Below are 13,437 nucleotides of genomic sequence, written 5' to 3'. Positions count from 1 at the left end.
CTACGACAGGGCGCCGCCACCGCCCGCGCGCACCAGTCCCGACTCGTACGCCAGCACCACCACCTGGACCCGGTCGCGCAGGCCGAGCTTGGTCAGGATGCGGCCGACGTGCGTCTTGACCGTGGCTTCCGACAGCACCAGCCGCGCCGCGATCTCCCCGTTCGACAGGCCCTGCGCCACCAGCAGCATCACCTCGCGCTCGCGCTCCGTCAGCCGCGCCAGCGCGGTGTCGGCGGCCCGCGTCTCCTTGCCCGTGCTCGGCAGCATCGGGGAGAACCGGTCCAGCAGACGCCGCGTCGTGGACGGCGCCACGACCGCGTCGCCGCTGTGCACCGACCGGATGGCGGCCAGCAGTTCACCCGGCGGCACGTCCTTCAGCATGAATCCGCTGGCCCCCGCCTTCAGCCCGGAGAAGGCGTACTCGTCCAGGTCGAAGGTGGTCAGGATGAGCACCTTGGGCGCGTCGGGGGCCGCGCAGATGCGCCGCGTCGCCTCCACGCCGTCGAGCCGCGGCATGCGTACGTCCATCAGGACGACGTCCACCGCCGTGGACCGCAGCACCTCGATCGCCTCCGCCCCGTCACCGGCCTCCGCGACGACCTCCATGTCCGGCTGGGCCGCCAGGACCATCCGGAAGCCGGTGCGCAGCAGCACCTGGTCGTCTACGAGCATCACGCGGATGGACATGGGGTGGGGTGCCTTTCGTCGGCGTAGCGAGTCATGGACGGGTGGCCTCAGTGGGCCGGTTTGAGCGGCAGCAGCGCGCTGATCCGGAAGCCGCCGCCCGGCCGCGGCCCGGCGTCGAGCGTGCCGCCGACCATACCGACGCGCTCGCGCATGCCGATCAGGCCGTGGCCCCGCCCGTCCGCGCCGCCGTCCTCGTACAGTTCGTGCGCCGCGCCCCGCCCGTCGTCCTCGACGAGCAGGCCGAGCCCGTCGTCGAAGTACACGAGGCGCACGCTCGCGCCAGCCTCCGGCCCGCCGTGCTTGCGCGTGTTGGTGAGCGCCTCCTGAACGATGCGGTACGCCGTGAGCTCCACCCCGCTCGGCAGCGGCCTCGGCGTGCCCTCGATCTTGAAATCGACGGTCAGCCCGGCCGTGCGGACCTGCTCGACCAGATCTTCGATCTGCTCCACGTCCGGCTGGGGCACGTACTCGCCGCTCTCCTGGTGCTCACCGGTCCGCAGCACGCCCAGCAGCCGCCGCATCTCGGCGAGCGCCTGGCGGCCGGTCGTGGAGATCGTCTCCAGCGCCTGCCGGGCCTGCGCGGGCGAGGCGTCCATGACGTACGCCGCGCCGTCCGCCTGCACCACCATGACCGAGACGTTGTGCGCGACGACGTCGTGCAGCTCGCGGGCGATACGGGCCCGCTCGGCGGCGACGGCCACCTGCGACTGCGCCTCGCGCTCCTTCTCCAGCCGGGCGGCGCGCTCCTCCAGTTCGGCGAAGTACGCCCGGCGGGTGCGCATGGAGTCCCCGAGGACCCACGCCAGCGCGAACGGCAGCGCCATGACGATCACGAAGAAGACCGACGCGAGGACCGAGCCGCCGCCACTGTCGGCGGGCCAGCGCAGGGCCGCCAGCGGCGCCGCCGTCAGACCGCCGAAGAGCGCGACGCGGGAGGCCCAGCGGGGCCCGTCGCTCGCGGCGACCGTGTAGATGATGACGAGCATCGCCCAGTCGGCGGGATTGACCTCCACGTCGAGCACCAGCTGCGCCACGCCCATCAGGACGGCCAGCAGCAGCATCTTCTCCGGAGCGCGGCGGCGCAGGGCCACCACGAGGGACAGCAGCGTGACGATCGGGACGGCCGCGATGCGCGGCTCGGTCCCCATCGACGCCTGTACGGCCCACACCAGGGAGAACCCGAGGAGCATCACAGCCCAGAAGCTGTCGACAGTCGTCGGGTGCCGGCGGAGGAAATCGTAGAGGCGTTGCACGTAACCCAGCGTAAGGAAAGCAGATGGGTGCAGGGGTCAACCGGAGGAGCGATCCAGTGGGCCGGAGCCTACTCCCCAAGGTGGAGACTTGGTGCCGTGACGGATGAGTGGCAGGGGTGGCGTGAAGCCGCGGAGCAGGCGCTCTACGGCCCCGGCGGTTTCTACGTGCGGTCCGGGGGCAGCGGGCCGGCCGGCCACTTCCGTACGTCGGTGCACGCGTCCGCGCTGTACGCGGGGGCGGTCGCGCGGCTGCTCACGGAGGTGGACGCGTCGCTCGGGCGGCCGGCCGAGATCGCGCTGGTCGACGTGGGGGCGGGGCGGGGCGAGCTGCTGTCGGCGGTCCTGGCGGCGCTGCCGGCGGAAGCGGCGGCGCGGGTGAGGGCGTACGGCGTGGAACGCGCGCCCCGGCCACCGGGCCTCGATCACCGCATCGAGTGGCTCGCCGAGCCCCCGGCGGGCGTGAGCGGGCTGCTGTTCGCGAACGAGTGGCTGGACAACGTCCCGGTGGACGTGGCCGAGACCGACGCGGCGGGCGTCGCGCGGTACGTCCTCGTACGACGTGAGGACGGCGAGGAGCGCCTGGGCGACCCGGTGGCCGGTCCGGACGCGGACTGGCTCGCGCGCTGGTGGCCTCTCGCGCCGGGCGGCGAACCGGGGCTGCGGGCCGAGATCGGCCGCCCCCGCGACGCGGCGTGGGCGGCGGCGGTGGCCACACTCGACGCCGGCCTCGCGGTCGCGGTGGACTACGCGCACGAGAGCGCGGCGCGGCCCCCCTTCGGCACGCTGACGGGCTTCCGGGCGGGCCGCGAGGTGCGCCCGGTCCCGGACGGCACCTGCGACCTCACCTCCCACGTCGCCCTGGACGCCTGCGCGCTGCCGGGCGCCGAGCTGGTGTCGCAGCGCGAGGCGCTGCACCGGCTGGGCGTGACGGCCGCCCGCCCGCCGCTGGCGCTGGCGGGCACGGACCCGGCGGCGTACGTACGGGCGCTGTCGGCGGCCGGTGAGGCGGCGGAGCTGACGGCCCGCGGCGGCCTGGGCGACTTCACCTGGCTGAGGCAGCCGATTCCCCGATGACCGCCGGCCCGCCCGGCCTTCTCGACCAGTGGCGGAAGGGACGTGCCGGGGCGCTCCCCGCAGGGTGTCGAACGCAACCGCCGCCTTCGGACCGCGGCGCTGCCCGAAGGTTCGGCACCCGGGGAGACGTCCCGCGTCCGCCCCCTGGGCCGGAGCCCGGGCCGTTGCCGGTACAGGGGATACTGGCCGCATGACGGAGACCACGGTCGGCATCGGCGGCGCGGCGGAGAGCACCGACATGGTGCTCAACATCGGCCCCCAGCATCCCTCCACGCACGGCGTCCTCCGCCTCAGGCTCGTGCTCGACGGCGAACGCATCCAGCACGCGGAGCCGGTCATCGGCTACATGCACCGCGGCGCGGAGAAGCTCTTCGAGGCCCGTGACTACCGCCAGATCGTGATGCTCGCGAACCGCCACGACTGGCTGTCCGCGTTCTCCAACGAGCTCGGCGTCGTCATGGCCGTCGAGCGCATGCTCGGCATGGAGGTCCCCGAGCGCGCCGTCTGGACCCGTACGCTCCTCGCCGAGCTGAACCGCGTCCTGAACCACCTCATGTTCCTCGGTTCGTACCCCCTCGAACTGGGCGGCATCACCCCGGTCTTCTACGCGTTCCGGGAGCGCGAGGAGCTCCAGGCGGTCATGGAGGAGGTCTCCGGCGGCCGCATGCACTACATGTTCAACCGGGTCGGCGGTCTCAAGGAGGACCTCCCCGCCGGCTGGCTCGGCCGCGCCCGCGCGGCCGTGGCGGACGTCCGGTCCCGCATGGACGTGTACGACGACCTGGTCACCGGCAACGAGATCTTCCGCGGCCGCACGCGCGACGTCGGCGTCCTGTCGCGCGAGGCCGTGCACGCGTACGGAGTGAGCGGCCCCATCGCCCGCGGCTCCGGGGTCGACTTCGACCTCCGCCGCGACGAGCCGTACCTCGCGTACGGCGAACTCCAGGACACCCTGAAGGTGGCCACCCGCACCGAGGGCGACTGCCTCGCCCGCTTCGAGGTCCTGCTCGAACAGACCCACAACGCCCTGGACCTCGCGGACGCCTGCCTGGACCGGATGGCGGACCTGGCGCCCGGCCCCATCAACCAGCGGCTGCCGAAGGTGCTGAAGGCCCCCGAGGGCCACACCTACGCCTGGACCGAGAACCCGCTCGGCATCAACGGCTACTACCTCGTCTCCAAGGGCGAGAAGACGCCGTACCGCCTGAAGCTGCGCTCCGCCTCCTTCAACAACATCCAGGCCCTGGTGGAACTGCTGCCGGGCACGCTCGTCGCCGACATGGTGGCGATCCTCGGATCGCTCTTCTTCGTCGTCGGCGACATCGACAAGTGACCGGCTAGCGCAGCACGCCCTCCAGGAAGTCGCTGCCCAGCCGGGACACGACCTGGAGATCGAGGCTGTGCAGGACGTAGCGGCCACGGCGCCGGGTCGTCAGCAGCCCGGCCTTGCGCAGGACGGTCAGATGGCGCGAGACCTCGGGCGCGGTGATGCCGTGCGAGTCGGCCAGCTCGCCCGTCGTGTACGGCGAGCGGGCCAGATTGCGGCACAGGCGCATGCGCATCGGGTGCGCCAGCGCCTCCATCCGCAGCTTCAGCAGGTCGACCGAGGCGGGGGAGGAGAGCTCGGGTGCGCCGACCGGATAGTGGATCACCGGGCGCCAGCCGGGCGCGTGCAGGACCGACAGGTGCGGCCGGCCGAAACTCGACGGCACGAGGGTGAGCCCCGCGCCGACGCCGGGCTCGACGGCGCTCGTCCGGCCCTCGGCCAGCTTGTCGACGTGGATACGGGTCCTCGCCCCGCCCGGGCTGCCGCCCGTCTCCAGCGTCAGCGCGGGGGACACCGCGCGCAGCGCCTCCGCGAGTCCCTTGCGGCGCAGCACCTCGCCGTGATGCCGCGCGGCGGTGGTCAGCTGGACCCGTGTCCGGTGCCAGGTGTCCGCGAAGAACGCCTGGTCGCAGTCCTCGAACAGGCGCCGCAGCCAGGCCCGTACGGAGGCGGGGTCGGCCAGCAGCCGCCGGGCGAAGTCCGTCTGCCGGGGGCCGCGCGCGGCGGCCAGGTCCAGGGCCCGTTCGCGCGTCGCCGCGTCCACGAGCGGGGAGGGACCCGCGATGCCGTACGTACTGGAGCAGGTGAACTCCAGCGCGGCCGAGACGAACCGCTCGTCGTCCAGCCGGTCCAGCGCGTCCAGGTCCTCGGCGAGCGTGGCGCCCGTCCTGCCGTCCCCGCCGCGCACCCCGGCGAACGGCATGAAGACGTCCGAGAACGTGCTGCGCCACAGGAACTCCGCCTCGCTCATCCGGTCCGCGAGGTCCGGCTTCAGCGACGCGGCGGCCGCGGTCGCCCAGCCGTGCAGCCCCGGGTGGTGGCCGGGCTCGGACAGCGCGTGCAGGGCCATGCCGAGCTCCGCCAGCGGGGAGGTCTCGAAGGTGATGCGCTCGGGGGGCAGGCCGGTGATGTCGATGGACACGCTCATGCGCCCATCGTGCCCGCTGTCGCCGACCGGACGGCCGCCGATTGACGGGGCTCGTCAAACGAAGCGCGCCGCGGGCGGCGGCCCGCGCAGGGTGGAGGACATGAACGCCATCCAGCAGCACATGCTCGACGTCCACCGCGCCGCCCGTCTCGCAGCCCCCGCGCCCCCGGCGCCCGGCCGCCACGACTGGCAGGCGGTGCGCGAGGTCCGCGAGTACCGGCGCTTGTGGGCGGTGGTCGAGGGCCGGCCGCCGCGCGCCTGTCGGCTGCGGACCGCCCTCGCCGCCCTGCTCGCCTCCGCCGGCGCCCGCACGGCACGCCGCCCCCGCCCGGTGGGCGCGGGGACGCCGCGTCCGTGCGGCTAGGAGGCGCCGCCGGCCGGCGCCAGGCGTGGGGTGAAGTCCGCCACCGCCGCCGAAACGTCCCGCGCCGTCCACTTCAAACCGGCCGCCGCCACCGTCACCTCCGTGCAGGAGAGCCCCGGCGGCGCGTCCTCGAACCACCTCCGGAACAGCGTCACGCCCGTCTCCTCCGCCTGCCGCACCGACGCCTCCGTCAGGACATCCGCCGGATACGGCAGCCACACCTGGAACTGGTGCGTGTGCGGCGGCTCGGGGTGCACCCGGAACCACGGCACGCCCGCCGCCCGGAATCCGTCGGCGAGCGCCGCGGCCACCACCTTCGCGTGGGCGACGTACTCCGGCAGCCGGGGCAGCTCCCGCTCCAGGCCGATCAGGGCGGAGAGCGCCGCCGGGTACTGCTGGAAGACCTGCCCGCCGTACCGGTGCCGCCACACGCGCGCCTCCGCCACCAGGGAGGCCGGTCCGGCCAGCGCCGCCCCTGACATGGCGCCCAGGGACTTGTAGAACGACACGTACACGCTGTCCGCCAGCTCCGCGATCTCCGGGAGCGCGCGCCCGAAGTGGGGGGCGCATTCCCACAGTCGGGCGCCGTCGAAGTGCACCACCGCATCCCGCTCCCGCGCCGCCTCGACGACCGCCGTCAGCTCCTCCCACGACGGCAGGACGAAACCGGCGTCGCGCAGCGGCAGTTCGAGCATCAGCGTGCCGAACGGCTCGTCGAAGTCGCGGACCTCGTCCGCCGTGGGAAGACGCGGCGCGACCGTCGGATGCGTCGTGCGCAGCCCGCTCACCGCCGACAGCGCGCCGCCCTCGTGCACCTCCGGGTGCGACAGCGGATGCAGCGCCACCGTCGCGCTGCCGGTACGCCCCGCCCAGCACCGCAGCGCCACCTGCTGCGCCATCGTGCCGGTCGGGAAGTACGCCGCCGCCTCCGTGCCCAGCGTCCGCGCGACGCGCCGCTCCAGCTCGGCGACCACGCCGTCGCCGTACACGTCGGACCACTCGTCCAGGTCGTACACGCCGCCGGCGTCCGCCAGCGCCGCCAGCCGCTCGGCCACCGTCGACTCGACCGGGGCACGCCAGAGAGTGCGCCCGGACTTTCTCCAGGCGGTGAGCCTGCGCCGGCGCTCGTCCTGCTCGCTGCTGTCCGTCATCGGACGATCATCGCGTACCGTGCGGCCCCTGCCCACAGCCTGTGGACAGCGAGGCAATCGGACGAAACGCTGGCGTAGCATGACCAGAAATCGTCCGGTACCCCCCGCGGACTGGAACGGAAGGCCGTCCCCGCGTGAACGTGAACGCACCACACGCAGCACATGAGCCCCTGGATGCCAGGAACCGCCCAGCCCGCCTCACCGTGGGCGTGGTCGGCGCGGGCAGGGTGGGCCCCGCCCTCGCCGCCGCGCTGCGGCTCGCGGGCCACCGCCCGGTCGCCGTCTCCGGCGTCTCGGACGCGTCCGTACGCCGAGCGGCGGCGCTCCTGCCCGACGTCCCGCTCGTCACCCCCGCCGAAGTCCTGGCCCGCGCCGAACTCGTCCTGCTGACCGTTCCCGACGACGCCCTGCCGGGCCTCGTCGAGGGGCTCGCGGAGACCGGCGCGGTACGCCCCGGACAGCTCCTCGTGCACACCTCCGGACGGTACGGAACGCGCGTGCTGGAGCCCGCCCTGCGCGCCGGCGCGCTGCCCCTGGCCCTGCACCCCGCGATGACGTTCACGGGAACGTCCGTCGACGTGCAGCGGCTCGCGGGCTGCTCCTTCGGCGTCACCGCACCCGAGGAGCTGCGCCTCGCGGCCGAGGCCCTGGTCATCGAGATGGGCGGCGAGCCCGAATGGATCGCCGAGGAGGCACGCCCGCTCTACCACGCCGCCCTCGCCATCGGCGCGAACCACCTGGTCACCCTGGTGGCCCAGTCCATGGAACTGCTGCGCACCGCGGGCGTCGAGGCGCCCGACCGGATGCTCGGACCGCTCCTCGGCGCGGCCCTCGACAACGCGCTGCGCTCCGGCGACGCGGCCCTGACCGGCCCCGTCGCCCGCGGGGACGCGGGAACGGTCGCCGCGCACGTCGCGCAGTTGCGCGAGCATGCGCCGCAGGCCGTCGCGGGATACCTCGCCATGGCCCGTACGACCGCCGACCGCGCCCTCGCGCACGGCCTGCTCAAGGCGGAGCTGGCCGAGGACCTGCTGGACGTACTGGCCGACGGGGGCGCCACCGGCCCCGACGGGGACACGGCCGACGGGGCCGGGGGAGAGGACCGATGAGCGCCGCCTTCGAGCTGGTCCCCACACGCGAGGACCTCCGCCACGCGCTGGAGCACTCCGGCGCGCCCGGCCGCACCGCCGTCGTCATGACCATGGGCGCCCTGCACGAGGGCCACGCGACGCTGATCCGCACCGCGCGGCGGCACGTCGGGCCCACGGGCTTCGTCGTCGTCACGGTCTTCGTCAACCCGCTCCAGTTCGGGGCCGGCGAGGACCTCGACCGCTACCCGCGCACCCTCGACGCCGACCTCGCGCTCGCCGAACGGGCCGGTGCGAACGCCGTGTTCGCCCCGTCCGCCGACGAGGTGTACCCGGGCGGCGCACCGCAGGTCCGTATCACCGCCGGCCCGATGGGCGAGCGGCTCGAAGGGGCGTCCCGCCCCGGCCACTTCGACGGCATGCTGACCGTCGTCGCGAAGCTGCTGCACCTGACCGCGCCCGACGTCGCCTTCTTCGGCCAGAAGGACGCCCAGCAGCTCGCCCTGATCCGCCGCATGGCGCGCGACCTGAACTTCCCCGTCGAGATCGTCGGCGTACCGACGGTCCGCGAGGAGGACGGCCTGGCCCTGTCCAGCCGCAACCGCTACCTCGCCCCCGACGAGCGCCGCACCGCGCTCGCCCTCTCCCGCGCGCTGTTCGCCTCCCGCGACCGGCTCATCGCCCTCGAGGCCCTGCACGCGCGCGCGGCGGCCCAGGGCGCGCCGACGACCCCCGCGCGGGTGGCGGCCCTCGCCGGCCTCGGGGAGGCCCGCGCGGCGGCCGACGCGCACGCCGTCGAGCAGGCGGGCCACGCGGACCTCAGCGGCCCGGCGGCGGTCCGCGCGGCGGCGGCCGCCGTCCTCGACGAGGCGGCGCGCCTCGACCCGCCGCTCGTCCTCGACTACGCCGCCCTGGTCGACCCGTCCGACTTCACCGAGGTGTCCGACGCCTACAGCGGCGACGCGATCCTCGCCGTGGCCGCCAGGGTCGGCGCCACGCGCCTCATCGACAACATCCCGCTGACCTTCGTCCACGAGGCCGGCCCAGACAGCGAAGCCCGCGAGCAGGGAGCCCCGGCATGACCCGAACCGGTATACGGCTGAAGGCCCCCGCCCCCGGCTGGACCGTCGACGCGGACGTCGTGGTCGTCGGCTCCGGCGTCGCCGGCCTGACCGCGGCCCTGCGGTGCGCCGCCGCCGGCCTGCGTACGGTCGTCGTCACCAAGGCCCGCCTGGACGACGGCTCCACGCGCTGGGCGCAGGGCGGCATAGCCGCCGCCCTCGGCGAGGGGGACACCCCCGAACAGCACCTGGACGACACCCTCGTCGCGGGCGCGGGCCTGTGCGACGAGGAGGCCGTACGGGCCCTGGTCACCGAGGGGCCCGACGCCGTGCGCCGCCTGATCGACACCGGCGCCCTCTTCGACACCGACCCCGAGTCGGGCGTCATCCAGCTCACCCGCGAGGGCGGCCACCACCGCCGCCGCATCGCCCACGCCGGCGGCGACGCCACGGGCGCGGAGATCTCCCGGGCGCTCGTCGAGGCCGTACGGCTCGCGTCCCTCCGTACGATCGAGAACGCCCTGGTCCTGGACCTGCTGACGGACGCCGACGGTCGTACGGCGGGCGTCACCCTGCACGTCATGGGCGAGGGCCAGCACGACGGCGTCGGCGCCGTCCGCGCCCCGGCCGTCGTCCTCGCGACCGGCGGCATGGGGCAGGTCTTCTCGGCCACCACGAACCCGTCCGTCTCGACCGGCGACGGCGTCGCGCTGGCGCTGCGCGCGGGCGCCGAGGTCTCGGACCTCGAATTCGTCCAGTTCCACCCGACGGTGCTCTTCCTGGGCGCGGACGCGGAGGGCCAGCAGCCCCTGGTGTCGGAGGCCGTACGGGGCGAGGGCGCCCACCTCGTCGACGCGGACGGCGTGCGCTTCATGGTCGGGCAGCACGAGCTCGCGGAGCTGGCCCCGCGCGACATCGTCGCCAAGGGCATCATGCGGCGGATGCGCGAGCAGGGCGCCGAGCACATGTACCTCGACGCCCGCCACTTCGGCGCCGAGATGTGGGAGAACCGCTTCCCGACCATCCTGGCGGCCTGCCGCTCGCACGGCATCGACCCCGTCACCCAGCCCATTCCGGTCGCCCCGGCGGCGCACTACGCGTCCGGCGGCGTACGCACGGACCTCCACGGACGCACCACGGTCCCGGGGCTCTACGCGTGCGGCGAGGTGGCCTGCACGGGCGTGCACGGCGCGAACCGGCTCGCCTCGAACTCCCTCCTGGAGGGCCTGGTCTTCGCCGAGCGCATCGCCGACGACATCGCGGCCCACCCCGCCTCGCCCGGCCCGGCGGTGGGCGGCGAGGAGGCCCCCGGCCCGCTCCTCGACCCGGCCACCCGCATCCGGATCCAGCGGATCATGACGGCGGGCGCCGGAGTGCTGCGTTCCGCCGACAGCCTCGACCACGCGGCCGACGCCCTGGAGCTCCTGTACCGGACCGCGGCGGACCCGGCCGGAGGAGACGCCGCGGCGGCGGACCGGGAGCACGGGAGCGACGCCAATGACGCCAAGGACGCAGAACCCGGCGTGGATGCCTGGGAGGCCACCAACCTCCTCCTCGTGGCGCGCGTCCTGGTCGCCGCCGCCCGCGCCCGCGAGGAGACCCGCGGCTGCCACTGGCGCGAGGACCGCCCCGACCGCGACGACGACACCTGGCGCCGCCACCTCGTCGTACGGCTCGCACCCGGCCGCACGCTCGCCGTGCACCGCACCGAAACCGCATCGTTCCCGCCCGTAGAACCCGGCCCCGTACCAGCTCAGAGGGAGCAGTAACCGTGAGTACGCCCGACAACCCCCAGCTCCTGCCGACCGCCTCCGGCGGCTGCGGCGACGCCTGCGGCTGCGGCGGTGAGGAGACGTACGAACTCGACACCGCCGAGTGCGGCCTCGACCCCGACCTCGTGCAGCTCCTCGTCGCGTCGGGCCTCGACCCGCTGGAGGTCGAGGACATCGCGAACGTCGCCCTCGCCGAGGACCTGGCGCACGGGGTGGACGTCACGAGTGTCGCGACCGTCCCCGAGGACGCCGTCGCGACCGGCGACTTCACGGCCCGCGAGGCCGGCACCGTGGCGGGTCTGCGCGTCGCCGAAGCGATCCTCTCGGTCATCTGCACCGACGAGTTCGAGGTCGAGCGGCACGTCGAGGACGGCGACCGGGTCGAGGCCGGGCAGAAGCTCATCAGCGTCACCACCCGCACCCGCGACCTGCTCACCGGCGAGCGCAGCGCGCTCAACGCGCTGTGCCGGCTCTCGGGCATCGCGACGGCCACCCGCGCGTGGGCGGACGCCCTCGAAGGCACCGGCGCCAAGGTCCGCGACACCCGCAAGACGACCCCCGGGCTGCGCGCCCTGGAGAAGTTCGCGGTCCGCTGCGGCGGCGGCGTCAACCACCGCATGTCCCTCTCGGACGCGGCGCTCGTGAAGGACAACCACGTGGTCGCGGCGGGCGGCGTGGCCGAGGCGTTCACGCTCGTGCGCGAGGCGTTCCCCGAGGTCCCCATCGAGGTCGAGGTCGACACGCTGGCCCAGGTGACCGAGGTCCTGGAGGCGGGCGCCGACCTGATCCTCCTGGACAACTTCACCCCGGAGCAGACCGCCGAGGCGGTCGCTCTCGTGAACGGCCGCGCGATCCTCGAGTCCTCCGGCCGCCTGACCCTGGAGAACGCCCGCGCGTACGCGGACACGGGTGTCGACTTCCTCGCCGTCGGGGCGCTCACGCACTCCTCCCCGATCCTCGACATCGGCCTCGACCTGCGCGAGGCGAAGTAACCCATGCTGCTCACCATCGACGTCGGCAACACGCACACCGTCCTCGGTCTGTTCGACGGGGAGGAGATCGTCGAGCACTGGCGCATCTCCACCGACGCCCGCCGCACGGCCGACGAGCTCGCCGTACTCCTCCAGGGCCTGATGGGCATGCACCCGCTGCTGGGCGACGAACTGGGCGACGGCATCGAGGGCATCGCGATCTGCTCGACCGTCCCGTCCGTGCTGCACGAGCTGCGCGAGGTGACCCGCCGGTACTACGGGGACGTCCCCGCCGTGCTCGTCGAGCCCGGCATCAAGACGGGCGTGCCGATCCTGATGGACAACCCGAAGGAGGTCGGCGCGGACCGCATCATCAACGCGGTCGCGGCGGTCGAGCTCTACGGCGGTCCGGCGATCGTCGTGGACTTCGGTACGGCGACGACGTTCGACGCGGTGTCGGCGCGCGGCGAGTACACGGGCGGCGTCATCGCCCCGGGCATCGAGATCTCGGTCGAGGCGCTCGGCGTCAAGGGCGCCCAGCTCCGCAAGATCGAGCTGGCCCGGCCGCGCAGCGTGATCGGCAAGAACACCGTCGAGGCCATGCAGTCCGGCATCGTCTACGGCTTCGCGGGCCAGGTCGACGGCGTGACGCGGCGCATGGCCCGCGAGCTCGTGGGGCCCGACGGCGACCCGGACGACGTGACCGTCATCGCCACGGGCGGCCTGGCCCCGATGGTGCTCGGCGAGTCCTCGGAGATCGACGAGCACGAGCCGTGGCTGACCCTGATCGGCCTGCGGCTGGTGTACGAGCGGAACGTCTCCCGGATGTGACCCCGGCGGGGGTGGTGGCGGGCGGCGTCCGCCCCTGCCCCGGCCGGGCGGCCGCGCCGCGCCGTCGTAGATCCATTAAACCGATTTTGTCCGTTTGGTGCGTATTGTCACCTCATGCCCACGCCCTACGGATCACGTGGCGGAATGGCGTTCGGCGCGGACGAGCTGCGTGTGCTCCGACGCGCCCTCGCCATCGCCCTCCATCCCGCGTCACTTTCCGACGAAGACGTCCAGGACTGCCTGCGCCTCGCCGGCTCCCTGGACGAGGCGGTCCGCGAGGCGGACCGGCTGCGCGCGTTCCTCCTCGCCGACCTCGTCCGCTACCGCGACGCACTCCCCGCGGCCGCCGGCGGCTATCTGGGGCTGCTCCAGGACGCCCTGGCCACCGGCTACCAGCCCGTCCCCGAGGATCTCGTGGCCCTGCGCGGGCTGCGCGGCACGCCGGCCGGCGCGGCGCTCCTCGACCGCTGCCGGGCCGTCGCCGAGCGGTCCGTGCGGGCGCGCCTGGCCGGCCGCACCGCCGCGCCCCTCCCGCGCACCCGGCTGCTGGCCATCGCGGGCGGCCGCGCCCCGGGCGCCGACGAGCCGCCGAAGCCCAAGCAGCCGGAGCCCTCCCGCGATCCTTTGGAGCGCCCTATGCCGAAGCCTTCCGAGGTCTTCCCGCCCCGCAAGCGCCCCGAGCCCCCGCGGCAGCGGAGGGCGGCGGGGTAG

The 13,437-nt window shown here is 74.3% G+C and carries 13 protein-coding genes; 9 read left to right on the top strand and 4 right to left on the bottom strand.

The features are described 5' to 3' along the window. A complete protein-coding gene (locus tag AC07FK_RS15040) occupies window positions 1-687 on the bottom strand; it encodes a response regulator (RefSeq protein ID WP_479105302.1) in 687 nt (228 codons plus the stop codon). A gap of 47 nt (window positions 688-734) precedes the next feature. After that, a complete protein-coding gene (locus AC07FK_RS15035) occupies window positions 735-1,940 on the bottom strand; it encodes a sensor histidine kinase (protein WP_479105301.1) in 1,206 nt (401 codons plus the stop codon). Between the two features lie 96 nt (window positions 1,941-2,036). Between AC07FK_RS15035 and AC07FK_RS15030 the strand changes: the two genes are divergently transcribed. Beyond that, entirely contained in the window at window positions 2,037-3,014 is a 978-nt protein-coding gene (locus AC07FK_RS15030) for an SAM-dependent methyltransferase (RefSeq protein ID WP_479105300.1), read from the top strand. A gap of 190 nt (window positions 3,015-3,204) precedes the next feature. Continuing rightward, window positions 3,205-4,347, top strand: a complete 1,143-nt coding sequence (locus AC07FK_RS15025; RefSeq protein ID WP_479105299.1) for an NADH-quinone oxidoreductase subunit D — start codon at window positions 3,205-3,207, stop codon at window positions 4,345-4,347. Window positions 4,348-4,351: 4 nt separating this feature from the next. Here the strand turns inward: AC07FK_RS15025 and AC07FK_RS15020 are convergent, their stop codons facing one another. After that, entirely contained in the window at window positions 4,352-5,482 is a 1,131-nt protein-coding gene (locus AC07FK_RS15020; protein ID WP_479105469.1) for a DUF5937 family protein, read from the bottom strand. A 106-nt stretch (window positions 5,483-5,588) separates the two neighbouring features. Between AC07FK_RS15020 and AC07FK_RS15015 the strand changes: the two genes are divergently transcribed. After that, window positions 5,589-5,852: a hypothetical protein gene (locus tag AC07FK_RS15015; protein WP_479105298.1), complete on the top strand. Its 264-nt coding sequence runs from the start codon at window positions 5,589-5,591 to the stop codon at window positions 5,850-5,852. Here AC07FK_RS15015 and AC07FK_RS15010 read toward each other — a convergent pair. Continuing rightward, window positions 5,849-7,003 (bottom strand): threonine aldolase family protein, encoded by a 1,155-nt coding sequence (locus AC07FK_RS15010; protein WP_479105297.1) that lies wholly within the window; start codon window positions 7,001-7,003, stop codon window positions 5,849-5,851. The two genes, AC07FK_RS15015 and AC07FK_RS15010, sit on opposite strands and share 4 nt — an antisense overlap. Window positions 7,004-7,143: 140 nt before the next feature. Between AC07FK_RS15010 and AC07FK_RS15005 the strand changes: the two genes are divergently transcribed. The 6 genes from AC07FK_RS15005 (at window position 7,144) to AC07FK_RS14980 (ending at window position 13,437) form a co-directional block, all read left to right on the top strand. Next, on the top strand, window positions 7,144-8,112 hold the full coding sequence (locus tag AC07FK_RS15005; protein ID WP_479105296.1) for a Rossmann-like and DUF2520 domain-containing protein: 969 nt from the start codon (window positions 7,144-7,146) through the stop codon (window positions 8,110-8,112). Continuing rightward, window positions 8,109-9,173 (top strand): pantoate--beta-alanine ligase, encoded by a 1,065-nt coding sequence (gene panC / locus AC07FK_RS15000; protein WP_479105295.1) that lies wholly within the window; start codon window positions 8,109-8,111, stop codon window positions 9,171-9,173. Before AC07FK_RS15005 ends, panC begins: the two co-directional genes overlap by 4 nt. Continuing rightward, window positions 9,170-10,921 carry an L-aspartate oxidase gene (locus AC07FK_RS14995; protein WP_479105294.1) on the top strand — a complete coding sequence of 584 codons (1,752 nt, stop codon included), beginning with the start codon at window positions 9,170-9,172 and terminating at the stop codon, window positions 10,919-10,921. Before panC ends, AC07FK_RS14995 begins: the two co-directional genes overlap by 4 nt. A 2-nt stretch (window positions 10,922-10,923) precedes the next feature. Further along, window positions 10,924-11,916 (top strand): carboxylating nicotinate-nucleotide diphosphorylase, encoded by a 993-nt coding sequence (gene nadC / locus AC07FK_RS14990; protein WP_479105293.1) that lies wholly within the window; start codon window positions 10,924-10,926, stop codon window positions 11,914-11,916. Window positions 11,917-11,919: 3 nt separating this feature from the next. Continuing rightward, window positions 11,920-12,726, top strand: a complete 807-nt coding sequence (locus AC07FK_RS14985; RefSeq protein ID WP_453407455.1) for a type III pantothenate kinase — start codon at window positions 11,920-11,922, stop codon at window positions 12,724-12,726. A 144-nt stretch (window positions 12,727-12,870) separates the two neighbouring features. After that, window positions 12,871-13,437 (top strand): hypothetical protein, encoded by a 567-nt coding sequence (locus tag AC07FK_RS14980; protein ID WP_479105468.1) that lies wholly within the window; start codon window positions 12,871-12,873, stop codon window positions 13,435-13,437.

It is taken from the genome of Streptomyces sp. NPDC046122 (assembly GCF_056429965.1).
This window is presented reverse-complemented; position numbering and strand designations above follow the sequence as displayed.